The organism is Methanoculleus horonobensis, from assembly GCF_001602375.1.
Taxonomy (GTDB): domain Archaea; phylum Halobacteriota; class Methanomicrobia; order Methanomicrobiales; family Methanoculleaceae; genus Methanoculleus; species Methanoculleus horonobensis.
In genome coordinates this window covers 1-19,383 of record NZ_BCNY01000014.1, presented here as the reverse complement: position 1 = coordinate 19,383, position 19,383 = coordinate 1, and the positions used below count along the sequence as shown (strand labels likewise).

Here is a 19,383-nt window from a genome sequence, read left to right as displayed (position 1 = left end):
CCCGCCTCTCGTCCGGCTACACCGTCGCCGGTAGATTTCGGCCCTCCCTGCCGGACCCGGGTGCGCATTTATACGGGGGAACGGTAATGGGAATATATGCCGCCGCTGGGCGTGACCTCCCCCTCGTGCATCTACGCCTGCACCCGGTTCCGGGTAAGGAGGACGGCGCTCCTTCCCCGTGAAGACTACCTGCGGCTCATGCAGATGAGCATACCGGGGGTGCTCGGCTACCTCAGCCGACGGGAGGAGTATAAACACCATGTCCTGGATCTCGCGCACGACTTCTCCGGCGCCCAGCTCATCGAGGAGGCGGTAAACCGCAACCTGGCGCAGTCGTTCCGGCACGCCATGGCGACCGCTCCCGGCGATCTGCATACCCTGACCGGAGAGTACCTCAACCGGTGGGACATCGCAAACGTCATGGCGATCATGCGGGGCACGGTTCACGAGATACCCCGCCGCCAGATCCGCGACCTCCTCGTCCCGGCGGGGGAACTCGACGCCACGCTTCTCGACCGTCTTCTTAACTTCACGAACTGCGGAGAGGCTATCGAGGCGCTCCAGGACTGGCGGCTCTACCCGGTTCTTGCGGAGTACTACCGGGTCTGCGGTGAAAAGGGTGCCTTTGCCCGGATCGAGAACGACCTTTACCGGCAATATTACGCCGACCTGCTCGGTCTTGCCACGACCGGGTGCAGCGGGTGCCGGGAACTGATCGCCTACCTCCGGTTCGAGATCGACATTACCAACATGAGAAACCTCCTCCGCCTCCACTGCACGGAAGAAGCATGCGACCTCGCGACCATCGACCGGACGATGATCCCCGGCGGCCGTATCCCCGTCGAGATCTTCCGGAGGCTCTACGGCATCGAGACAGAAGGAGAGTTCGTCAGCGTCTTCCTCGATACCGGCATCGTCCCGGTTCTCGCCCAGGCGGTGCGCGAACTCCGGCAGGACCCGGATTTTTCGAGCGTTGACGCCGCGGAACTGGTCTGGCAACGGTGGCACCGGCGCAGGCGGCCCGTTCACGAGATCGAGATGGCGGTCACCCGCGTCAGGCTCCACCACCTGGAGGCCCTCTCCCGGCGGCACCCGTTCTCGGTTCTCCCGGTGCTCGCCTACCTCGAGCGGAAGAAGTACGAGGTCGCGAACCTGCGGGCAATCGCACGGGGAAAAGCATTCGATCTCGCGCCCGAGCGGATATGGCAGTACATCGTCCTGTAGGAGAGCATCATGCCGGTCGACGAGATCAAACCCACCAGGGCCGGCCTCCTGATCGTCAGGCGGCGGCTGGCGCTCGCGGAGAGGGTGCACCGGCTGTTATCGATGAAACTCGACGGCATGATGCTGGAACTGGTCAGGCTCACCGATGAGGCTGCAGAAGAGCGCCGGGCACTCGAGGAGAAGTACGCCGGTGCACGGGAGATGGCGGCGGTCGCCGCCATGATGGAAGGGGCGACGGGCGTCCTCCTTGCAGCACTCTCGGTGGAGGCCGAACCGTCCTATACAGCCGGGCACAGGAACATATTCGGGGTGCGGCTCCCGGCTCTCGAGCCGGTGATGGTGAGAAAGACGCTCGACCAGCGGGGTTACGGCATCCTCGGAACATCGTCGGTCATCGACGATGCGGCCGATGCCTACGAGGATCTCCTCGAGGCGATCATCGTGACCGCCGAACGTGAAGGAGGCGTCAAACACCTGCTCGACGATATCGAGAAGACGCGGCGGCGGGTGAACGCGCTGGAGTTCAAGATCATCCCGGAACTCACGGATACCCGCCGGCTCATCGAGGACCGGCGCGACGAGATGGAGCGGCAGGAATGGACGCGGCTCCGGCGCATCAAAAAGATAAAAGCAAAGAGGGGTTCCGGGCTCTAGAGAGCGCCTTCCCGTTGCCGGGCAAGGCACGCGATCGCGGCGTCCACGATCGTGCCGAGGGCGTCCACGCCGAAGGTCTCGGACGAGAGGACGACGTCGTACGGCGAAAGGTCGTCGATCTCGATGCCGTAGTAGTTCCGGTAGCGAGTCGATTCCGAACGCTGCCGGTTCTCGGTATAGACGCGAGCTCCCTCTTCGTCCATCTCGTCACGCCCTGCAATCCGTTTTGCCCGGCAGGAGATCGATGCCGAAAGCCAGATGCGGAGATCGGCGTTCTCGACCATCCTGCCCGAGAGCCTGCCCTCGATGACGATGTCGTCGGAGGCTTCGCCGATCTCCTTCTGCCGGGCGTCGATCATCCGGTCGACCGAGGGATCGCTCTCCGCAAACTTTCCGAACTCAGCGAGTTCCATGCCGTGCTCCTTCGCGAGCTGGCGGAAGACCTCTCCCGCGGAGATGAGGTCGAGCCCGTGCTTCCCGGCAAGGTAGCGGGCGAGCGACGTGGTGCCGCTCCCCGGCGGGCCGCTGATGGTGATCCGCATCAGAGCCCTCCGATGTTGAGGGACTTCCGGATCACCTGGCTGACGGTCAGCGAGCAGAGCATGTACCAGAGAATCCAGGCCGGGACGATCCAGAACGCAAAGCTCGAGAGGCTGACCGCTCCGAAGAACGGCATCACGATACCGGTCTCAATGGCGACCGGTGTGCCGATCTCGGGGAGCCGCAGGAGAAGCCAGAAGAAGATCGGCACGGAGAGCACCAGGATGATCGCCATCGGCGTGAACTGCTGCCGGGAGATCTCAAGTTGATCCTGCATCATCCGCTCCTGTCTTCCCTGGAGTTTCTTGACTCTCTTCTCGTCCCCGGAGAGCTGGGCCTCCCGGAACTCCTTCTGGAAGACCTTCATCTTCGCCTGCGTCTCCTGCATCTTCTCGTAGTCGATGGTGTACTTCTGGACGAGCGAAGAGTAGAGACCCGTGATGCTCGAGAGGATCAGGATCATGACGAAGAACGGCACCCCGAGGGTGTCGATAAAGGGGCCGAGCACTACATCCATTGCGTGACCGACCGTCACCCGTATCCACTCGATGCTGTACGAGAGCATCACGAGCATGGTAAAGACGAGGGCGATCGTCGGGCCGTGCTTCTTCAGGTCGACCATATCAGGTTACCTCAGCACACTCACCAGGTCGTCGATGCCCTGTTCGAGCAGGAAGTTTTCGTTCCGGACGATCTTGATGGTGCAGCCGGTGTACATCGCGTATGCCGCGCTGACCGCGCGGTTGAACTCCTGGTGTTCGGCGATCGAGCGGTATCCTTCCATGTCGCGGGCTCTCGAGGCGTCGCCGAGCCGGCGCATCAGGATCTGGTCGGGGTCGGTCTCCACCAGCACGACGATATCGGGCATCAGTTCACGGAGCACCCATTCGGGCAGCCCCGCAAGGAACCCCGTAGGGGTCTTGACGCTGCTGTGGGTGTCGATGATGATGTTCGCATCCCCGCTCATGGCGGCGATTCCCGAGGCAGCAGCCTGCTGAAGGCGTTTCTGGACGTCTTTCTCGAGCTTGCGCATCTCGTCGCGGTCCGAGGCCAGGTTCTCCTTTTTGGCCACCTCAAACATGAACGTGCCGAAGTTGACGGCCTTATACTCAACGCCTTCGGCCGCCAGCCTCTCCATCGCACCATTGATGACGGTGGTCTTTCCGACACCGGGAACCCCCGTCACGACAACTTTCTTTCCCAACTTTTATCACTCCCGTTAGGGTATCATTCGCTGTTAAGATAAATCCGTGCCTGAAAGAGTAATGCCTTTCGGAATTGCTTCGAGCCCGGGTGATCCCGGGTAGAAAATGGGTTCTGTGCGGTTTTGGGGGGAAGAAAGAGAACCGGGAGGTGTTGTTCCCAGTCGAAAAAGGTGCTGATGCACCTTTTTCTCCAAGAATGACTCCTCCGGCCCCGCTGAGAGCGGGGCCTTCGGACTCATTCTTTCCCAAAGAACGACCGCATGAACGGGTACATCTCCATGATCTGCTGGCTTGCGACCTCCTCGTAGAGGCGGTAGGTGATACTCACCGCAAGCAGCAGACCCGTTCCCCCGACCGCGCCAATCACACCGAAGAGGTTCGCGACGACCGAGAGAAGGCCGATGAAGACACCGCCGATGACGGTGATCCGCGGGATGTAGCGGTCGAGATACTTCTCGAGCACCTGGGCGTTCCGCCGGTAGCCGGGGATCTGCATCCCGCTTCTCTGGATCTGCCGGGCCACGTCCTTCGAGTCGAGGCCGGCGGTCTTGACCCAGAAGAGCGCGAAGATTGCGCCCCCGACCACCATAACGCTGATATCGATGCCCATACGCAGCATGATCTCCCATGGGGCGTGCCCGAGATCGGAGAGCCACCACATCCAGTCCTGCGGGGCGTTGATCGGCGCGATATACCACATCAGGCCGTTTACCGGCGTCTGCCCCTGGAACTCGCCGAAGATGTTTATCCCGGCGTTCGAGAGGAACATCCCGATCATCTGGATGTTTGCCTGCAGCACCCGGACGAGAATCATCGGCAGAACGCTCGCATAGATGAGTTTCACCGGGAACCGCGCACGAGCGCCGCGGACGGCCGTATGCGCAAGCGGGATCTCGATACGGGTCGACTCCACGTAGACGATGATCATGAAGATGACTATCGTCGTCACGAGGGCCAGGATATCCGTGCCGAAATACTCGAGGAAGTTCGCTCCCGAGGTACCTATGGCGAACAGCCGCGGGAAGAACCCGATCGGGAAGGGATCGGTGCCCGTCTGCCAGTTCAGGAACCCGTTCACGAGACCCTGCGAGACTCCCGCAACGATGAAGAGTCCCACGCCCGAACCGACGCCCCACTTCGTGACGACCTCATCCATCAGCACCACCAGAAGCCCGCCGAGGCAGACCTGGAGGAAGATCAGGAGCGAGACCGTGAGCATATTTCCGCCGAAGAACTCCGCAGCCACCGTCGGGTCGGGCATCATCATCCCGCTCGCGACCATGGGGAACGCTTCGACGATGATCATCACGAAGATGAGCATCTTCTGCAGGCCCATGTACATGACCTGTCCGCGTGCTTCGCTGGTATCGATCTGCAGGAGTCCGGCACCCTTGAGCAGCTGCAGCACGATCGACGCGGTGACGATCGGCCCGATACCGAGATGCAGAAGCGAACCGCTCGCACCGGCAAGCAGGGCACGGTACATTCCGAAAATATCCTGTGACTCAGCAGAGAGCCCGAAGATATCGATATTAGTCAATGAGAAGTAGAGAAGCAGGATAGCAAGCGTCCACATGAGTTTATTCTTGAAGTGGACGTGCCCTTCCGGCCCCCTGACTGCAGGCATCGCTGCAAGGATGGGTTCAAATCTATCCAGCAGATCTCCCATGGTTTCACCTTAAAAGAAGATCAGACGGTCGTTGCCTGACCGCCCATCTCCTCGATTTTAGCCCGGGCACGTTCCGAGAACTCCCGGGCTGAGATACTCATTTTGTGGGTGACTCTCCCACCGCCGAGCACCTTCTCGATGCCGAGTTCGGCGGCGTCGAGGGCGATGATATCGCCCTCTTGAGTGGCAAGCCCTTCGCGAAGCAGCGCTTCGGCCATCTGGTCGATCTCACCGACATCGAGAGCAGATACCGGCACGGAAGTCTTGTTGATAAAACCGTGCTTACCGTTGGATATCTCGCCCTTCAGGTAGAAGTGAGAGAAGCGGTGATCGCGCTGCCCGGCTCTACCCCGTCCACCCCTGTTGCCAGCGCCACGCCGGTTTTTGTGCGTACCGCCGCCGCAGGTTCGTGAACCCCTGTATTTGGATCTCTTGTTTACGGGCATTTATCTCACCTCATCTTGTAGAGGAGATCGTTGATCTGGGGGCCATAGTAGCCGAGAGCTCCACCCTGCTGAAAGGTTCGCTTGATGGTTTTATAGCCCTTTCGAGGTGGGTGCAGTCTCAGCACCGGTTTGATCTCCACCAGATCACGGAAGGTCGTCTCGCCGTTGCAGAGCGCTGCCGCGAACTCGTCGATATCGGCATACGGGGTATGCGCGCGGACGTATTCGTCGGTCAGCTTCTCGTCCCCGGTCAGTCTGCCCCGGGTACGCAGGAGGGTGGCCAGAGTTCCGGCGTCAACCTCACCGTACGCCACGAAGTCCTTCACCTTGCGGATCATGCCCAGATACGCAGGCGTATCGGGCACGAGGACGCAGTGGTTCACGTGGTGCAGGCGGAGCATCTTCAAGGTGTCCTTGATCTCGTGGTTGGTCTTGACCACGCCGCGCACCTGTACTACCGCGTACATCACTCCGTCCCTCCGATCCGAACCATGTTCGTCTGCTTGAGCGCCTCAAACGTCGCCTTCGCATAGTTGATGGTCGTCCGGGTCTGTCCCCGGTTGAACGCCCAGATATCCTTGATACCTGCAAGCGTCAGGACTTTCTTCGGGATATCCCCGGTCACGAGACCGATACCCTGCGGTGCAGGCTTCAGCGTCACCTTGACGCTGCCCGCCTTGCCGGTCACCTCGATCGGGATCGAGTGGGCGGCCTCGCAACCGCATTCCCAGCTGCCGCAGCCGCGGGAGACCTTGATCAGATTCAGTTTTGCGTTTACGATTGCCTTCTGGATCGCGTTGCCGACCTGGACGTCCTTGCCCTGGCCGAACCCAACGTAGCCGTTCCTGTTGCCGACCACCACGACGGTGCGGAACTTCACACGGCGACCCGAGTCCGTCATACGCTGAACCATGTTGATGTCCAGCACCTCGTCCTCCAGGTCTGGCAGGAGGAGATCGACGATCTGGGGCTCCTTTATCGGCCTGCCGCTCGCGAGCACCTCATCGATACTGGTGATCTCGCCTGCGGCGACCATGCGCCCGAGACCGGTGAGCGGAATCCATTCTTCCTGTACGTATGCCATGTCACACCAGCTCCTTCTTGATGGCCAGAGCCACAGCCTCTACATTCGCTACCAGGTTGCCCGCCTGCTCGGGAGCATACTCCACGATGTGGGCACCTTTGAGCCGTTCTTCATCGGGGAGGATCGACTCGCCGTAGGGGACATCGAGACCCGCATCCACCGCTCCCTTGAGAGCGGCAAAGACACGCGCCCCGGGTTTTGCCCGGGCAAGCCCGATATCGAGGATTGCCTCGCCATACCCCTCGTTCAGCGCCTTGACCGCGAAGAGCATCCCGGTCAGGTAGGCGGCCGGGGTGTTCGCAGTCGATCCCTCGTAGCCGTAGCCGGCGAGTTCGGCCGAGTATGCAGCCACCAGGGTGCGATCTCCTTCGACCTCGGGAACGACCAGCTGTACGATGATCTGCCGGTTCGTCTTCCGGACGACCATCCTCGCGGTTCCCGACGACAGGAGCGACATCCGCTTGTAGTAGTCGGTCTTGCCCTCGTGCCTTCTCCGGAAGGGCACGAAGTATCTTGGGCCGGTTGCCATTATTTCATCCTCCCTGCCGTTATGTCAATCTGAGTCGCAAGGTGCGCCACGCTCCGGAACTGACCTCCGGAAGCCCGCCGATACATCAGGCGGTAGAGACTCCGGTCGATTGTACCTTCCTCACGCATCTCGCGCAGAGTGCGGCGCTGTGCCCGGATCTTCCTTATCCATACCCGCTTGCTGGCGTTCCGGGCACCGGCGGCACCCTTTCTCCGGCCCGGACCTTTCCGGTGGCCGTAGGAACGCTTTGCTATCCGAGCGCGGGTTCTGCCGCGGCTGTTCCCTTTCACGGGGTGCGCCTTGATCACGCCTTCCCCGATGAGTTCGCGCAGGTCGTTTCTGGAGATCGCTGCCTCGATATCGGCCTGACGCTCGGGATCGAACCAGACACGGTTGACCCCGCACTTGAGAATGGCGGCCGCCATTCGCTTCTGGTTGGCGAGATCACTCATTCTCGTTCACCTCTTCTTCTGCTGCGGCCGGTACCTCCGCCGCAGGGGTGAGGTCTTTTGCGTTCAGGACCTTGAGCCCGAGTTCCAGCGCTCGCTCCTGAATAACTCCACGCTTCCTGTTGCCCACGGATCCAGCGATCCTGACAGCCTGGGTCTCCGGATTCAGATCCACAAGATCCGCCGGTGTAAAGACCCGTACCTCCGCATAGCCGCTCGGGTGCATACCGCGAACTGCTGCAGGGCTGCCGTATCCCGGCCGGGGGAGGGCGCCCTTCGCTTTGAACTGCGCCCTCTGCTTGTTCTGTAGACCACGCGGGCGCCGCCAGACATCTGCCAGCCTCGATTTTCGGTGAAGGCCCCGCCTCTTGAAGGCAGGCTTGTTGTGCCGGGTGCGGACGCGGATCAGTCTTCTTGTCTCGTCCATTGTTTTCACGCCCTCTCGGTGATGTAGATGCCGTCCTGGAACACCCGGGGATCACGCTTCGTGATCCGGGTCGCGTGCTCGATGTTTGCGGCCGTGTTGCCCACCTTCTCCTTGTCGATACCGGTGAGAGTCACCTCGTCGTTTCCGATCTTGACGGTGACGCCCTCGAGGATCTTTGCGACCCGGGCCTGTTTCTCGCCGAGGAAGTTGTTGATCTCGAGACGGTTGCCCTGCTGCTTGAGCTGGATCGGGAAGTGGCTGTAGACCACCTTCATCCGGTACTCGTAGCCGCCGACGACACCCCGGACCATGTTCTTCGCATGGGCCTCGAGCGTGCCGGTCATGGCAAGGATCCGCTTCTTTTCGGATGCCGTGGAGACGACGACTTCGCCGCCTTCGACCGTGAGGTCGATCTGCGGGAAGCGCATGTCGCGGACCAGTGTGCCCTTCGGTCCGGAGACCGTGAGCACGCCGCCGTCGAGCGTGACGTCAACGCCGGGAGGGATCTCGACCTGTCGTGTTATTGCCATACTCATCTCCCTCCTTTAGTAGACGTAGCCCAGCAGCTGCCCGCCGATCCCTTCGTTCCGTGCCTCTGCGTGGGAGATGACTCCCTTCGAGGTGGAGACGATCAGGATGCCGAAGTTCTTCGCGGGGAGGTACTGCGACTCCCAGTATTCCATATCATCCATCGCCACCGGGAACCGGGGGCTGATGGCGCCACACTTATTGATCGTTCCGGAAAGTTGAACCCGGAACTGGCCGCCGCGGCCGTCGTCGATGAACTCGAAGCCGCTGATAAAGCCGTTTTCCTGCATGACGCGGAGCATTGCGCCGAGAAGCTTGCTGGCGGGTTCTACAATAACCTCGCCCTTGCCAGCGTCTCCGGCATTCTTGATCGTGGTCATCGCGTCAGCGATTGGATTCAGTCGTGCCATGTTCTCTACCCCTAGTTCATCTTCTTGAAGCCCATCTTGCTCGCCCACTCGCGGAAGCACTGGCGGCAGAAGTAGATGCCGTACTTCCGTACAAGGCCCTGCTTCCGGCCGCAGATGCGGCACTCATTCGCGCCGCGGCCGAACTTCCGTACGTTCTCGCCCGTTGCAGGCGCTCCTGACTCTTCCGCCATTCCTTACACCTCCACCTGGTAGTGCTCGCGCATGAACGCGATGGCTTCCTCTTTGTTCACCTTCTGGTCGGCCGGCAGTTTCCTGCGCTCGACGCTTCTGCGTGCGATCCGGGCGCCCTTGTACTCGAGCACCACGTTGACGTCCATGCCGTAGATACCGATCGTCGGGTCGTAAGACATGCCCGGGAAATCGGTGTGCTCTTCGATACCGAAGGAAACGTTTCCCGTGCGGTCGAACTGCGAGGATGCAAGCCGCCGCTCGACGATGTTGAGAGCGGTCGAGATGAACTTCTCGGCGTTCTCCCGGCGCAGGGTGACCTTGCACCCGATGGGTGCGCCCTTCCGGATACCGAACGCCGGCTGGGTTCGCTTCGCGATGGTGCGGACGGGCTTCTGGCCGGTGATCTGTCTTACGAGATCCTCCGCCTTGACCAGCCGCTCGCCGCTCTCCCCGACGCCCATGTGCACGACGACCTTGTCGATGTAGATATCCTTCATCGCGGTCATGCCGAGGCCTCCAGTTCAGGTGCTATCGCGGAGCGGCCGACCATGAAGACGTACTCCTCGATGGTCTCGAACCGCTCGCCGGCCGCATCGTCCGCGAGGATGACGCGGTTCGGGACGGAACTTGCCGTCTTGATGATCTCGACGATCTTCGCGACCTTGCCGGAGTGCTTACCCCCGACGATCATGGCCACGTTGCCTTCCGCGAACGGGAAGTGGTCGACGATCCTGAACCGGTCTTCGCCGTCCGTCCCGAGGGTCACGACGATCGAGTCCTTGGCCTTGTAGGTGTTGTCGGCGAGGATGTTTGCACCGAACGCGAGGTTCAGCTGCACCTTGCCGCCCTTGACCGTGGTCTTGTTCCGGATCTTGCAGAGCCGGGTCTTTGCGGACTCCGCCGAGATCTCGACGGCAACCAGGTTGCCCTTGACGTCGAGCTGGATGCGGTAGTGCTTCCCGAGCTTCGGGATCGAGACGATGTCGAAGACACCAAGGCCGATCTGCGGGTTCCTGCAGGCCTTTCCGTTGACGAGCACGTCCCGCTGGTGCAGGATCTTCCTGACCTCGCTCGCGTTCTGTGCAAGCCCGATGTGCTCACGGAGCCAGACCCCGACCGGCAGAGCGCCGGCGTTGTGGGGGCCGGGGGCGGTCTTCATGACGAACTTCTGTACTTTCTTCGGGATGTGCCAGGAACCTGGCGCTACCAACCGCTTGAGATACTTGGACATTATGCTCCGCCTCCGAGCCGCTCCTCACGTAATTTGTCTTTCAGGTTGAGCTTCGTGATCAGCACGTTCGAGGGATCGACCGGTCGGGGAACCTCGGTTCCGTCCGCCTTCGTCACCATCACACCGTGCACGACCAGCCGGCACATCTTCATGTCCACCGCGTCGACGACGCCTTCGTCGCCGGAAAAGTCTCCACGGAGCACTTTCACGGTGTCGCCCTTGACCACACGGGTTCTCCGGATGTTGTACTTCCCGCGAAGCTCAGGGGAGAGCGGTGCGGAGAGGAAACGGCCCCGGGTGTGGTTCGGTGCGTTGTAACGCGCCTTGCGCTGTTTTCTCGGCTGTTTGCTAACTATGCGTACCATTCTTACCACACCTTACACGATTGTCGTCGCCATAGAGGCGATCTTCGGGAAACGCTCCGCGATCTCACGGGGAACAGCCCCTTTGATCTCGGTTCCCTTCGGCTCGCCGCGATCGTTGATGAGCACCATGGCGTTGTCCTCGAACGAGAGACGGATGCCGTTCGGGCGGCGGATCTCCTTCTTCTGCCGGATGACCACTGCCTTCTCGAGTTTCCGCCGCATGTCGGGGGTGCCTTTCTTGACGCTCACGGTCGCGATGTCGCCGACGCCCAGGCAGGGCTGCCGCCGCCGGACGCCGTGGTAACGGTCGACCGAGACGACCTCCACGACCCGTGCGCCGGTGTTGTCGGAGCAGACCATCCTGGAGCCGGTGGCGAGGGCACGCGGAATCTTTGCCTGCATCGCCTTCATTCCGTCATCACCTCGACCACAACGAAGTTCGTTGTCTTTGAGAGCGGACGACACTCCGCGATCCGAACCACATCACCCACGCCGGCATTGATGCAGGGCGTGCTGTGGGCATGGTATCGGGATCTGCGTTTCTCGTACCGCTTGTATTTCTTGACGTAGTGGAGGAACTCACGCTCCACGACGACAGTACCGTTCATACGGTCGCTCACGACTTTGCCGGTAATCACCTGGCCGCGTACCGGCAAAGTGCCGTGAAACGGACAATTTGCGTCCTCACATTCCTTTTCCGGAATGGGAACGTCTAACCCAATGTTTCGTGCCATTATTCATCCTCGTTTATCTGATGCGCATGCCGACCCGCCGTTCCGGCTGTGTCTCCAGGCTCGACCCGTCGACTTCGACGGCCGTGCCGTCGGGAAGCCGGAAGCGGAACACGCTGAACCGTTTCGGTATCTGCTTTTCTCCCCGCCCGGTCAGGATGACCAGGGTATTCCTGGTCTCGTCAGTGACGCGACCGGATACCCCGGCATGACCCGGGTTGCTCGCACGAACCACCAGAACGTCCAGCCCGATCAACTCGTGCCGAAGGACGTTCTGGGGAGAGATCATGCGTTCCTCCGCGCGTTCTGCTCGGTGCGGATGCGTGCAATCGTCCTTCTGACCTCGCGGATCCGTCCGGGGTTCTCGGTGGCACCACCGGCGCTGACCTTGCCGCGCTCCTGGATCAGTTCGAGGGAGAATTTCTGCTCCTGCTCGAGGAGCTCGGTATCGGAGAGCTGTTTCACTTCACGTGCCCGAAAGATTGCCATCTATACCTCCTCCTCGAACTCCTCACCGGAGGTCTCCTCTAACTCTTCTTCGAACTCGTCGCCAACCTCTTCAGGCTCGGGGATCTCGACCGGAGCCTTCTTCGGTTCGGGTTCAAGGACGTCGAAGGTGTCGGGCAGCCGTGCATCCGGCGGAACGATCATGACCTGGACACCGATGGTGCCGAGTTTCTTGATCGCAAGTGCGTAGCCACGCTCGACGATCGTCTCGCTCGGTTCGCCGCAGTGCTTGATGTAACCCTCGGTGAACTTCTGTGTCCGCGACCGCGCACCGGTCAGTTTCCCGGCGACGATGACCTCGCAGCCGAGCGCACCGGACTCCATGATCCGGCGGATCGTGCTCGATCCGGCCTTCCGGAAGTACCAGCCGCGCTCGAGAGCGTTCGCAAGCCTCTCCGCCATGATCTGGGCGTTGAAGTTGGGGTTCTGGACCTGCTGGACTTCCACCTGCGGAGACTCGATGTCGTAGTCGGTGGCGAGGTCCTGCGTCAACTGGCGAACCTGCTTGCCGCCTTTCCCGATCACGATACCGGGCTTCTCCGCAAAGATCGTCACCTGGGTGCCGAGCGGCGTCCGGGTGATATCCATGCCGCCGTATCCTGCGCGCTTGAGTTCCTTCGTGAGGAACTTCTCGACGCGGACATTGCGCACGCCTTCAGTGATAAACTTCTTCTCGATTGCCATTACGCCACCTCGGTCACGACGATCTCGATGTTCACGGTCTCTCTGCGCTTCGGAGTCGCGCGACCCATCGCACGCGGGAAGAATGCCTTAAGGCCACGGCCGGTGTTGGCGGCGACGTGGCTGATCAGGAGTTTCTCGGTGTCAAGACCGATGTACTCGGCGTTCTTCTCGACGGACCCAAGCAGCTTGATGTAGGCTTCTGCAGCCTTGACCGGATACCGGCCGGCGGGCCACTTCGAGAGCCCCCGCTTGTGGGCGACGTTCCGGTTGAACCGCTTGAAGGGGATGGCCTTCTTCAGCGCCACCACGTCGGCAAGGTATGCCTTTGCGTCGGTGGTGGTCATGTTCCGGATGAACCTGGCAATCTCGATCGAGTGCTTGGGAGAGACGGGAAGTTCGTTCGCTTTTGCGCGAGCGACGTTCTCGCCCTCAATTTTTGCTGAGTATTCTGTTCTTGCCATGTCCATCACTTCAGCGGTACGTACTTACTCGACCGGGTCGCACCGATACCGGCGCTGCCGTGAGCGACTCTCCTGCGAGTCAGTGCAAACTCCCCAAGGTAGTGGAAGACCGCCTCGGGCTGGATCTCCACCTTCTGGAACTCCTTGCCGTTGTGGATCTCGATGGATCTCCCCACCATCTCGGGCATGATGATCATGTCGCGCAGGTGAGTGCGGATGCTTTCATCCCCGGACCTGAGATCGGCGAGGAGTTTCTCGTGCTCCCGGGAGAGGCCCCGGTCGAACTTCCTGCGTGCCCTGGCCGGCATGAGCGGCAGCAGCTCGGAGAGAGCCATCTGCTGCAGGTCCGCAACGGAGTAACCGCGGTAGGTGAACTCCTCGCGGCGCCGCGGCATTCTCTTCTGTGTCTTCTTTGCCATGCTTCACCCCTCACTTCTTCCACTTGCCGGTTCTCCGGGCGGCAACATGCCCGACCTTTCTTCCCGGGGACGTGCCACGGGCGACGGTCTTCGGCCGTCCGCAGTGCTGGTGTCCACCGCCACCGAACGGGTGGTCGATGACGTTCATGCAGACACCCTTGACGCGAGGCCACCGTTCAGACGAGGACCTGACGTGGAAGTGCTTCTTTCCTGCCTTGACGAACGGTTTTTCGCCCCGTCCGCCGCCGGCAACGATACCGACGGTTGCCATGCAGGCACCGTTGAACCACTTGTTCTTGCCGCTCGGCATCCGAACGCCGACCCTGCCGTCATCGGCCTTGCCGATGACGAGAGCCTGGACACCGCTCGAACGGACGAACTTGCCGCCGTCGTTGGGCCTGGCCTCGATGTTGCAGACGTATGCGCCGACCGGGATCTCCCCAAGCGGCAGGGTGTTGCCGTTCTTCACGGCGCCCCCCGTGCCCCAGGAGATCGCATCCCCGACACCGAGTCCTTCGGTGGCGAGGACGTAGATCTTCTCACCGCCCTCAAGTCTGGCGAGGGCGATCGGCGCGTGGCGGGCCGGATCGTGCTCAATGTCGACGACGTTCCCGGAGACCAGGACATCGTTCTTTCCTGCGTGCCGCAGCGCCGCCTTATACCGGTGCGACGGTGCACGGTAGGATGGGCCGCCTTTTCCACGGCTCTGTGCTATAATTCTGTGTGCCATCGTCACTCACCTTACATGATTCCCAGTCGGCTGAGAATCTCTTCAGCCGCCTTTGCGTCCGCAAACGTTACAATGGCCTTCTTTTCGCCTTTCATGGTCATCATCGTGCGGACGTTGGCCACTTCCTGTTCGAAAGCCGATTCCAGCTCGCGCTTGATATCCGACTTCGTGGCATCTCTCTCGACGATAAACTGGAGTTTGCTCTCGCCTTCGAGCATCATCGTTGCTTTTTCAGTAACGAACGGGTATTTCAGTATCATGAGGACTCCTCCAGTCTCCTGATTGCAGATTCCGTCCAGACCGTCAGGCGTCCTGCCTGCGTGCCGGGTGCCAGAAGTTCGGTGTTGAGCTGGTCGACCGCCACGGCATCGACGCCCGCGAGGTTCCGGGCTGCCCGGAGCGGTTCGCCGCCGGTAACGATGAGAACGCTCTTGCGCTGCTTGTAGCGGCGGCCACGCATGGTGCCCCGCCCTGCACGGACCTTTCTGCTGCCCTTCGCCCGTTCGACGTCGCCATAGACACCGAGCGCAGTGAGCGCGGCGATGACGTCGCCCGTACGGGTGATCTCTTCAAACCGGTCCTCGAAGACCAGCGGGAGGTCGCCCGCGAAGAGGTGCCCGCGTCCCCGAACAAGGTCGGGATATGTGCTGGCGGCGACGGCGGACCTGAACGCTTTGCGCTTCTCTTTTCTGTTGATCTCTTTGACGAGGATCTTCTCGACCTTCGGGGGGTGCGCTGCACGCCCACCGGTTGCCTGCGGAACCCTGGCTACCCTGTTCCCGTTCTTAATCCGGGGAACCTGGGCGACACCACGGCCGCTGCCCCAGGACTCTGCGGAGGTGCGCATGCCCGCATAGGGGTTTGTCCCATGCGGCTGGAACCGGGTGCTCTGGAGCGCGAGGACTGCCCGCTTAATTAGGTCGGGCCTGTATTCTTCTCTAAAGATCTCCGGGAGATCGATCTCGTGGGCGATCTCGCCTGTCAGTGTTCGAACCTGTGCCTTCATCGCTGCTCACCCCTGCTGGCTCTGCACGCTGACGAAGTTGATCGTCGGCATGCGGACGGTGTGTTCACCCTGCCGTATCGCGGACCGTATCCGAACCAGCCGCTTGTTCGGTCCCGGGACAGAACCCTTGATCAGCACGTAGGGGCCGCGCACGAGACCGTAGTGCAGGAATCCGCCTACCGGTGTTATCTCATCGCCTTCGGTGCCGATCTTCAAGATCCGCTTGTTGAACTCGGTGCGCTGCTGGTAACCCATCTGACCCATCTGGGGCACCTGCCACCTGACGTGGTGCGGATGCCACGGACCAAGGTTGCCGATGTGGCGCTTCTTGCCGCCGCGGGAGTGTTTCCGCTTCCGGACCTGGACACCCCACCGCTTGACGGGGCCTTGCGTGCCCTTACCGGTGGTGACGGCGGTGACATCGACGTACTCGCCGACCTCGAGGTTCCCGGAGATCGTGATCTCTTTCCCGAGAATCTCGGTCGCGTAGGCGATCTGCTCTTCGAGGCTTCCGCCGGCGATCCGCATCTCCATCAGGTCGGGGACCTTCTTCGGGACGCCGGTGAGTTCCATCGGCCGGGTGTAGGCGAGAGCATAGAGTTCCACGACCTTGCCTTCGCCGATGGCGGCCTTGACGGCGTCGAGGGCGGCGGCGGTGTCGTGGTTCGTCGGGACGTTGATCCGGCGGGACAACTCCACGTCGAGATCGGTCGTCCACGCTTCGGTCAGCGCGTGCTTTCCGTAGGTGTCTTCACCGTATGCGCGCACGCCGGCCACCCGCATGGGCGGAACCTCAACCACGGTCACCGGCACCATCACGTCCTTGCCTTCGGTGGGGCTGCTCTTGTGGTCATCGACCATGATGACGTGGGTCATTCCCACCTTGTAACCTGCAAACCCCTGCACGGCCGGGGTTCCCGTGTACTCCGGCCATGAGCCGTAGCGGGGAACCGGGCTTTTTGCCCGCTTTCTCGGGCTGTACGCGAGGGATCCTCTGCGTGGTCTGTTTATCTTCGGCATTTTTCAATCAACCCTTCATGCGTTGTAGCGTGAAGCATCACCTGCAGGCTCACTGCAGTGCGATGCGTGCGCCGGGCAGCCGTGCCGGACGGACCGGCACGGTAGACCCTCTGGCGAACCCGGATGGGGCGGGATATCGAACGCCACGCCATTTTGCCATAGCGTAAGGGAAACAGTTGATGGAGGCAGCGGGAACGTGAAGTCACGAGACATTCGTCTCCGTGCGCCTCGATCGCTCTCTCTGCTGCCGTCCCGGTGTGCACCGGGTGCATTCCAGTCGTCGCCAATAGATCCTGACTCTTCGACGCTCCCGGGAACACTCTTCCCGGAACCGGGCGCGCTGCACTGGCGTTGGCCCAGCGTCTCGATCAGATCCAGCTCCTGTCATCCCGTTGTGACGAGCACAACTCCATATCGACATCGGCCCTCCGTGAGGAGGGTTCGACCTTGTCTCTTACCTCCTGCACACTCCGCCGCGAGTCCTCAATCTGCATATATGCAATATGAGAACCCATCCCGGGAATCAGAGGCACATACGGTGCCGGATGACTCCAGGATCCGGGCGGAACCGTGCAGAGCGGTTTCTTAAACATTACTTAAAATGAGATATAAACCTTGTTATGGGATCTTGCAGGATTTTGCGCAAAACACTTCGATGCCACAGGCGCGGCACCAGTTCGCCGAATTGAGCGGTCGGGGTGATGAATGAAGGGCTGCGATGACTGCATTCCGGGTACATGGGCGCGAGGTATGCTCTCGCGGGGCTCCCGCTCCCGCACGGAACCCGTGTGCGCGCCCACGAGACCCTATCACCCGAAGTAGAGATCGCCGTCTTTGTTGATATAGATCTCAACATCCTCGCGGACCTGCCTCCCGCTGAACCGCTCGGGGTTTGCGTCCCGAAGCCGGTTTATGAGTGAGATCGTGTCGTATTTGACCTTCAGTCCCTGCTTCTCCGCTTCGGCATAGATGTACTCCGGTGCTTTGAGCAGGTCGAGACCGCTTTTGAGGGTACAGAGGTGTATGGCATCGAGGGTGTAGAGGAATTCGAGCGTCTCGCGTGCGCGCGCGATGTTCTCGAGAGCAGCTTTCTCGATGGTGCAGACGTTGGCTTTTGAAGTATGGATGATCTCCGCAATCTGCTGCTGCGTCAACCCTTTCTTCCGGTAGCGCAACACTTCCTTCTGGCGATCGGTGAGCAGACCTTGTTTCATCAAATATATATGGACTGTGCAAATTTAAACACTTTCCCTTAACCCCCTCCGTCATCGGACGGGATTTTCAGGGCATTTCAAAACGTTTATATGAGAACTTGGTGATACTATCGTGTTCTCAAATTTTGAGAGGTGTTAAAGTGGTTGTAAAAGTTGGAATTGCAAAACTAGGAAATATCGCCAGTGGTGTAATGGGCGAACTTCTTCTCGATGAGCGCGCCGACCGTGAGGACATGATCACCTTCATGGCGACCTCCGGGACGAAGCTGCAGCCCGAGGATATCGAGCGTGTGGTCAGCAATATGAAGGCATGGGGCCCGGACTTCTGTATCGTCGTTTCCCCGAACGGCGTTCTCCCCGGACCCACCCAGGCCCGTGAAGACCTTGCGGCGGCTGGAATCCCCTGCATCGTCATCACCGACGATGTCACCACCAAGAAGGAGCAGTTCGAAGCGCTCAAGGCGAGCAACTTCGGCTACATCATCATGAAGGCCGACGCCATGATCGGCGCCCGCCGTGAGTTCCTCGACCCCATCGAGATGGCGGACTACAACGGGAACCTCGTCAAGGTGCTCGCCCTCACCGGCGCGTTCCGCAAGATGCAGATGGAGCTCGACAAGGTCATCGACCAGGTGAAGGCAGGCAAGAAGGGCGCGGACCTCGCGCTCCCGAAGGTCGTCATGACCTCCGACAAGGCGGTCGACGGCGAGTTCAGCAACCCCTACGCGCTCGCGAAGGCCCGTGCGGCCTACGAGATCGCGCAGTCGGTCGCGGGCGTCAACGTCAAGGGCTGCTTCATGACGAAGGAGTGGGAGAAGTACATCCCGATCGTCGCGAGCGCCCACGAGATGATGCGCCAGGCCATGCTCCTCTGCGAGGAAGCACGCACCCTCGAGAAGGGTGTCGACGCGGTTATCAGGAAGCCCCACAAGAAGACCGGCGAGATCGTCTCGAAGACCGCCCTCATCAGCAAGCCCGAGTAACCTCGGCACCACATCTTTTTTTCGAGTTTGTAGCGCGTTTTACCCGGTAGAGGGTACGCCGTCTGTCTTCGTTGACAACGGGACAAGATTCGGGTTTCCAGAAGCCATCTCCACACTAGTGCAACGAATCTCAATTACCGGCACTCTCAACGGAGGAGAGTATCGATCTTTTTTCACACTCTCCGGGGTCTGCATCTCAGTATCCCCACGTACTGCCCCCCTCCGGGAGCAGGGGCTTTGAAGAGGAATGCACGGGTACCCGCCTGCGGAGAGAGGGGTTACAGGCGTACGGCAATCTGTAGGTGTTGAGTCTGGACGCTGAAGACACGAGGCAGAGACAGGGGAGGGGGCGAGCCCCCTCCCCACCTGACGGTGGTCGAGCTCCGGGCGTTCCGCCCATCGCACTCCCCGTCAGCCCCACAGCGAAACCCTTCGGGTTTCTCGAACTCCTGTCCTGTGGACAGTCGTTCCCCCAATGGCAATAAACGACGCGTGCACCGGAGGTGCAGGCGGAGTTCGAGCACCGAAGAACGACGTTCCTTCAGGAACGGAGTTCGAGCACCGAAGAACGACGTTCCTTCAGGAACGGAGTTCGAGCACCGAAGAACGACGTTCCTTCAGGAACGGAGTTCGAGCACCGAAGAACGACGTTCCTTCAGGAACGGAGTTCGAGCA

31 protein-coding genes and 1 pseudogene are annotated in these 19,383 nt (G+C 60.9%); 4 read left to right on the top strand and 28 right to left on the bottom strand.

The window, feature by feature from the left end; genetic code table 11:
* Positions 1 to 96 precede the first annotated feature (96 nt).
* The gene (locus tag MCUHO_RS05205; protein WP_067074666.1) at positions 97 to 1,224 is read left to right on the top strand and encodes a V-type ATP synthase subunit C; all 1,128 of its coding nucleotides are present in this window, start codon (positions 97 to 99) and stop codon (positions 1,222 to 1,224) included.
* A gap of 9 nt (positions 1,225 to 1,233) precedes the next feature.
* Complete coding sequence (locus MCUHO_RS05200) at positions 1,234 to 1,878, top strand: V-type ATP synthase subunit D (RefSeq protein WP_067074662.1); 645 nt, start codon at positions 1,234 to 1,236, stop codon at positions 1,876 to 1,878.
* Here MCUHO_RS05200 and cmk read toward each other — a convergent pair.
* The 28 genes from cmk to MCUHO_RS05060 form a co-directional block, all read right to left on the bottom strand.
* The gene (cmk, locus tag MCUHO_RS05195; RefSeq protein ID WP_067074657.1) at positions 1,875 to 2,420 is read right to left on the bottom strand and encodes a (d)CMP kinase; all 546 of its coding nucleotides are present in this window, start codon (positions 2,418 to 2,420) and stop codon (positions 1,875 to 1,877) included. The two genes, MCUHO_RS05200 and cmk, sit on opposite strands and share 4 nt — an antisense overlap.
* Positions 2,420 to 3,040, bottom strand: coding sequence for a DUF106 domain-containing protein (locus tag MCUHO_RS05190; protein ID WP_067074654.1), 621 nt, complete (start codon positions 3,038 to 3,040; stop codon positions 2,420 to 2,422). Before MCUHO_RS05190 ends, cmk begins: the two co-directional genes overlap by 1 nt.
* Positions 3,041 to 3,046: 6 nt before the next feature.
* Positions 3,047 to 3,622 carry an adenylate kinase gene (locus MCUHO_RS05185; RefSeq protein WP_067074649.1) on the bottom strand — a complete coding sequence of 192 codons (576 nt, stop codon included), beginning with the start codon at positions 3,620 to 3,622 and terminating at the stop codon, positions 3,047 to 3,049.
* Between the two features lie 236 nt (positions 3,623 to 3,858).
* Positions 3,859 to 5,292, bottom strand: a complete 1,434-nt coding sequence (gene secY / locus MCUHO_RS05180) for a preprotein translocase subunit SecY (protein ID WP_067074646.1) — start codon at positions 5,290 to 5,292, stop codon at positions 3,859 to 3,861.
* A gap of 20 nt (positions 5,293 to 5,312) precedes the next feature.
* Entirely contained in the window at positions 5,313 to 5,738 is a 426-nt protein-coding gene (locus MCUHO_RS05175; protein WP_067074643.1) for an uL15m family ribosomal protein, read from the bottom strand.
* Between the two features lie 5 nt (positions 5,739 to 5,743).
* Complete coding sequence (locus MCUHO_RS05170) at positions 5,744 to 6,205, bottom strand: 50S ribosomal protein L30 (protein ID WP_067074638.1); 462 nt, start codon at positions 6,203 to 6,205, stop codon at positions 5,744 to 5,746.
* On the bottom strand, positions 6,205 to 6,822 hold the full coding sequence (locus MCUHO_RS05165) for a 30S ribosomal protein S5 (RefSeq protein ID WP_067074633.1): 618 nt from the start codon (positions 6,820 to 6,822) through the stop codon (positions 6,205 to 6,207). The genes MCUHO_RS05170 and MCUHO_RS05165 overlap by 1 nt, the downstream gene beginning before the upstream one ends.
* A gap of 1 nt (position 6,823) precedes the next feature.
* Positions 6,824 to 7,351 (bottom strand): 50S ribosomal protein L18, encoded by a 528-nt coding sequence (locus tag MCUHO_RS05160; protein ID WP_067074629.1) that lies wholly within the window; start codon positions 7,349 to 7,351, stop codon positions 6,824 to 6,826.
* Positions 7,351 to 7,803: a 50S ribosomal protein L19e gene (locus MCUHO_RS05155; protein WP_067074625.1), complete on the bottom strand. Its 453-nt coding sequence runs from the start codon at positions 7,801 to 7,803 to the stop codon at positions 7,351 to 7,353. The genes MCUHO_RS05160 and MCUHO_RS05155 overlap by 1 nt, the downstream gene beginning before the upstream one ends.
* Positions 7,796 to 8,227 (bottom strand): 50S ribosomal protein L32e, encoded by a 432-nt coding sequence (locus MCUHO_RS05150; RefSeq protein WP_067074622.1) that lies wholly within the window; start codon positions 8,225 to 8,227, stop codon positions 7,796 to 7,798. Before MCUHO_RS05150 ends, MCUHO_RS05155 begins: the two co-directional genes overlap by 8 nt.
* Before the next feature lie 5 nt (positions 8,228 to 8,232).
* Positions 8,233 to 8,757, bottom strand: a complete 525-nt coding sequence (locus tag MCUHO_RS05145) for a 50S ribosomal protein L6 (RefSeq protein WP_084385937.1) — start codon at positions 8,755 to 8,757, stop codon at positions 8,233 to 8,235.
* Between the two features lie 15 nt (positions 8,758 to 8,772).
* Complete coding sequence (locus MCUHO_RS05140; protein ID WP_067074612.1) at positions 8,773 to 9,165, bottom strand: 30S ribosomal protein S8; 393 nt, start codon at positions 9,163 to 9,165, stop codon at positions 8,773 to 8,775.
* Between the two features lie 11 nt (positions 9,166 to 9,176).
* Positions 9,177 to 9,356, bottom strand: coding sequence for a 30S ribosomal protein S14 (locus MCUHO_RS05135; protein ID WP_048180222.1), 180 nt, complete (start codon positions 9,354 to 9,356; stop codon positions 9,177 to 9,179).
* Between the two features lie 3 nt (positions 9,357 to 9,359).
* Complete coding sequence (locus MCUHO_RS05130; RefSeq protein WP_067074609.1) at positions 9,360 to 9,863, bottom strand: 50S ribosomal protein L5; 504 nt, start codon at positions 9,861 to 9,863, stop codon at positions 9,360 to 9,362.
* The gene (locus tag MCUHO_RS05125; RefSeq protein WP_067074606.1) at positions 9,860 to 10,588 is read right to left on the bottom strand and encodes a 30S ribosomal protein S4e; all 729 of its coding nucleotides are present in this window, start codon (positions 10,586 to 10,588) and stop codon (positions 9,860 to 9,862) included. The genes MCUHO_RS05130 and MCUHO_RS05125 overlap by 4 nt, the downstream gene beginning before the upstream one ends.
* A complete protein-coding gene (rplX, locus tag MCUHO_RS05120; protein ID WP_067074603.1) occupies positions 10,588 to 10,953 on the bottom strand; it encodes a 50S ribosomal protein L24 in 366 nt (121 codons plus the stop codon). Before rplX ends, MCUHO_RS05125 begins: the two co-directional genes overlap by 1 nt.
* 12 nt (positions 10,954 to 10,965) lie before the next feature.
* Positions 10,966 to 11,364: a 50S ribosomal protein L14 gene (gene rpl14p / locus MCUHO_RS05115; RefSeq protein WP_067074599.1), complete on the bottom strand. Its 399-nt coding sequence runs from the start codon at positions 11,362 to 11,364 to the stop codon at positions 10,966 to 10,968.
* On the bottom strand, positions 11,361 to 11,687 hold the full coding sequence (locus tag MCUHO_RS05110) for a 30S ribosomal protein S17 (protein WP_067074595.1): 327 nt from the start codon (positions 11,685 to 11,687) through the stop codon (positions 11,361 to 11,363). The genes rpl14p and MCUHO_RS05110 overlap by 4 nt, the downstream gene beginning before the upstream one ends.
* A gap of 13 nt (positions 11,688 to 11,700) precedes the next feature.
* A complete protein-coding gene (gene rnp1, locus MCUHO_RS05105) occupies positions 11,701 to 11,973 on the bottom strand; it encodes a ribonuclease P protein component 1 (RefSeq protein WP_067074592.1) in 273 nt (90 codons plus the stop codon).
* Positions 11,970 to 12,173 (bottom strand): 50S ribosomal protein L29, encoded by a 204-nt coding sequence (gene rpmC / locus MCUHO_RS05100; RefSeq protein WP_067074588.1) that lies wholly within the window; start codon positions 12,171 to 12,173, stop codon positions 11,970 to 11,972. The genes rnp1 and rpmC overlap by 4 nt, the downstream gene beginning before the upstream one ends.
* The gene (locus MCUHO_RS05095) at positions 12,174 to 12,875 is read right to left on the bottom strand and encodes a 30S ribosomal protein S3 (RefSeq protein WP_067074584.1); all 702 of its coding nucleotides are present in this window, start codon (positions 12,873 to 12,875) and stop codon (positions 12,174 to 12,176) included.
* Positions 12,875 to 13,336, bottom strand: a complete 462-nt coding sequence (locus MCUHO_RS05090) for a 50S ribosomal protein L22 (protein ID WP_067076112.1) — start codon at positions 13,334 to 13,336, stop codon at positions 12,875 to 12,877. The genes MCUHO_RS05095 and MCUHO_RS05090 overlap by 1 nt, the downstream gene beginning before the upstream one ends.
* A 5-nt stretch (positions 13,337 to 13,341) precedes the next feature.
* The gene (locus MCUHO_RS05085; protein ID WP_067074581.1) at positions 13,342 to 13,755 is read right to left on the bottom strand and encodes a 30S ribosomal protein S19; all 414 of its coding nucleotides are present in this window, start codon (positions 13,753 to 13,755) and stop codon (positions 13,342 to 13,344) included.
* Positions 13,756 to 13,765: 10 nt separating this feature from the next.
* Positions 13,766 to 14,485 (bottom strand): 50S ribosomal protein L2, encoded by a 720-nt coding sequence (locus tag MCUHO_RS05080; protein ID WP_067074577.1) that lies wholly within the window; start codon positions 14,483 to 14,485, stop codon positions 13,766 to 13,768.
* Positions 14,486 to 14,496: 11 nt separating this feature from the next.
* On the bottom strand, positions 14,497 to 14,745 hold the full coding sequence (locus MCUHO_RS05075; RefSeq protein WP_067074573.1) for a 50S ribosomal protein L23: 249 nt from the start codon (positions 14,743 to 14,745) through the stop codon (positions 14,497 to 14,499).
* Complete coding sequence (gene rpl4p, locus MCUHO_RS05070) at positions 14,742 to 15,491, bottom strand: 50S ribosomal protein L4 (protein ID WP_067074571.1); 750 nt, start codon at positions 15,489 to 15,491, stop codon at positions 14,742 to 14,744. The genes MCUHO_RS05075 and rpl4p overlap by 4 nt, the downstream gene beginning before the upstream one ends.
* A gap of 6 nt (positions 15,492 to 15,497) precedes the next feature.
* A complete protein-coding gene (locus MCUHO_RS05065; RefSeq protein ID WP_067074568.1) occupies positions 15,498 to 16,511 on the bottom strand; it encodes a 50S ribosomal protein L3 in 1,014 nt (337 codons plus the stop codon).
* A gap of 809 nt (positions 16,512 to 17,320) precedes the next feature.
* Positions 17,321 to 17,725 carry a Tfx family DNA-binding protein gene (locus tag MCUHO_RS05060; RefSeq protein WP_067074565.1) on the bottom strand — a complete coding sequence of 135 codons (405 nt, stop codon included), beginning with the start codon at positions 17,723 to 17,725 and terminating at the stop codon, positions 17,321 to 17,323.
* 140 nt (positions 17,726 to 17,865) lie between these two features.
* On the opposite strand from MCUHO_RS05060, the gene MCUHO_RS05055 reads away from it, so the two are divergent.
* Both MCUHO_RS05055 and MCUHO_RS12970 read left to right on the top strand, forming a co-directional pair.
* Positions 17,866 to 18,708 (top strand): F420-dependent methylenetetrahydromethanopterin dehydrogenase, encoded by an 843-nt coding sequence (locus tag MCUHO_RS05055; protein WP_011843405.1) that lies wholly within the window; start codon positions 17,866 to 17,868, stop codon positions 18,706 to 18,708.
* Between the two features lie 475 nt (positions 18,709 to 19,183).
* A pseudogene (locus MCUHO_RS12970) lies at positions 19,184 to 19,383 on the top strand (hypothetical protein); the annotation flags it as partial.

Excerpts from the sequence above, each read along its gene's own strand:
- MCUHO_RS05205 (WP_067074666.1), top strand. The coding sequence starts at position 97 with ATGCCGCCGCTGGGCGTGACCTCCCCCTCGTGCATCTACGCCTGCACC.
- MCUHO_RS05200 (WP_067074662.1), top strand. The coding sequence starts at position 1,234 with ATGCCGGTCGACGAGATCAAACCCACCAGGGCCGGCCTCCTGATCGTC.
- cmk (WP_067074657.1), bottom strand. The coding sequence starts at position 2,420 with ATGCGGATCACCATCAGCGGCCCGCCGGGGAGCGGCACCACGTCGCTC.
- MCUHO_RS05190 (WP_067074654.1), bottom strand. The coding sequence starts at position 3,040 with ATGGTCGACCTGAAGAAGCACGGCCCGACGATCGCCCTCGTCTTTACC.
- secY (WP_067074646.1), bottom strand. The coding sequence starts at position 5,292 with ATGGGAGATCTGCTGGATAGATTTGAACCCATCCTTGCAGCGATGCCT.
- MCUHO_RS05175 (WP_067074643.1), bottom strand. The coding sequence starts at position 5,738 with ATGCCCGTAAACAAGAGATCCAAATACAGGGGTTCACGAACCTGCGGC.
- MCUHO_RS05170 (WP_067074638.1), bottom strand. The coding sequence starts at position 6,205 with ATGTACGCGGTAGTACAGGTGCGCGGCGTGGTCAAGACCAACCACGAG.
- MCUHO_RS05165 (WP_067074633.1), bottom strand. The coding sequence starts at position 6,822 with ATGGCATACGTACAGGAAGAATGGATTCCGCTCACCGGTCTCGGGCGC.
- MCUHO_RS05160 (WP_067074629.1), bottom strand. The coding sequence starts at position 7,351 with ATGGCAACCGGCCCAAGATACTTCGTGCCCTTCCGGAGAAGGCACGAG.
- MCUHO_RS05155 (WP_067074625.1), bottom strand. The coding sequence starts at position 7,803 with ATGAGTGATCTCGCCAACCAGAAGCGAATGGCGGCCGCCATTCTCAAG.
- MCUHO_RS05150 (WP_067074622.1), bottom strand. The coding sequence starts at position 8,227 with ATGGACGAGACAAGAAGACTGATCCGCGTCCGCACCCGGCACAACAAG.
- MCUHO_RS05145 (WP_084385937.1), bottom strand. The coding sequence starts at position 8,757 with ATGGCAATAACACGACAGGTCGAGATCCCTCCCGGCGTTGACGTCACG.
- MCUHO_RS05140 (WP_067074612.1), bottom strand. The coding sequence starts at position 9,165 with ATGGCACGACTGAATCCAATCGCTGACGCGATGACCACGATCAAGAAT.
- MCUHO_RS05135 (WP_048180222.1), bottom strand. The coding sequence starts at position 9,356 with ATGGCGGAAGAGTCAGGAGCGCCTGCAACGGGCGAGAACGTACGGAAG.
- MCUHO_RS05130 (WP_067074609.1), bottom strand. The coding sequence starts at position 9,863 with ATGACCGCGATGAAGGATATCTACATCGACAAGGTCGTCGTGCACATG.
- MCUHO_RS05125 (WP_067074606.1), bottom strand. The coding sequence starts at position 10,588 with ATGTCCAAGTATCTCAAGCGGTTGGTAGCGCCAGGTTCCTGGCACATC.
- rplX (WP_067074603.1), bottom strand. The coding sequence starts at position 10,953 with ATGGTACGCATAGTTAGCAAACAGCCGAGAAAACAGCGCAAGGCGCGT.
- rpl14p (WP_067074599.1), bottom strand. The coding sequence starts at position 11,364 with ATGAAGGCGATGCAGGCAAAGATTCCGCGTGCCCTCGCCACCGGCTCC.
- MCUHO_RS05110 (WP_067074595.1), bottom strand. The coding sequence starts at position 11,687 with ATGGCACGAAACATTGGGTTAGACGTTCCCATTCCGGAAAAGGAATGT.
- rnp1 (WP_067074592.1), bottom strand. The coding sequence starts at position 11,973 with ATGATCTCTCCCCAGAACGTCCTTCGGCACGAGTTGATCGGGCTGGAC.
- rpmC (WP_067074588.1), bottom strand. The coding sequence starts at position 12,173 with ATGGCAATCTTTCGGGCACGTGAAGTGAAACAGCTCTCCGATACCGAG.
- MCUHO_RS05095 (WP_067074584.1), bottom strand. The coding sequence starts at position 12,875 with ATGGCAATCGAGAAGAAGTTTATCACTGAAGGCGTGCGCAATGTCCGC.
- MCUHO_RS05090 (WP_067076112.1), bottom strand. The coding sequence starts at position 13,336 with ATGGCAAGAACAGAATACTCAGCAAAAATTGAGGGCGAGAACGTCGCT.
- MCUHO_RS05085 (WP_067074581.1), bottom strand. The coding sequence starts at position 13,755 with ATGGCAAAGAAGACACAGAAGAGAATGCCGCGGCGCCGCGAGGAGTTC.
- MCUHO_RS05080 (WP_067074577.1), bottom strand. The coding sequence starts at position 14,485 with ATGGCACACAGAATTATAGCACAGAGCCGTGGAAAAGGCGGCCCATCC.
- MCUHO_RS05075 (WP_067074573.1), bottom strand. The coding sequence starts at position 14,745 with ATGATACTGAAATACCCGTTCGTTACTGAAAAAGCAACGATGATGCTC.
- rpl4p (WP_067074571.1), bottom strand. The coding sequence starts at position 15,491 with ATGAAGGCACAGGTTCGAACACTGACAGGCGAGATCGCCCACGAGATC.
- MCUHO_RS05065 (WP_067074568.1), bottom strand. The coding sequence starts at position 16,511 with ATGCCGAAGATAAACAGACCACGCAGAGGATCCCTCGCGTACAGCCCG.
- MCUHO_RS05060 (WP_067074565.1), bottom strand. The coding sequence starts at position 17,725 with ATGAAACAAGGTCTGCTCACCGATCGCCAGAAGGAAGTGTTGCGCTAC.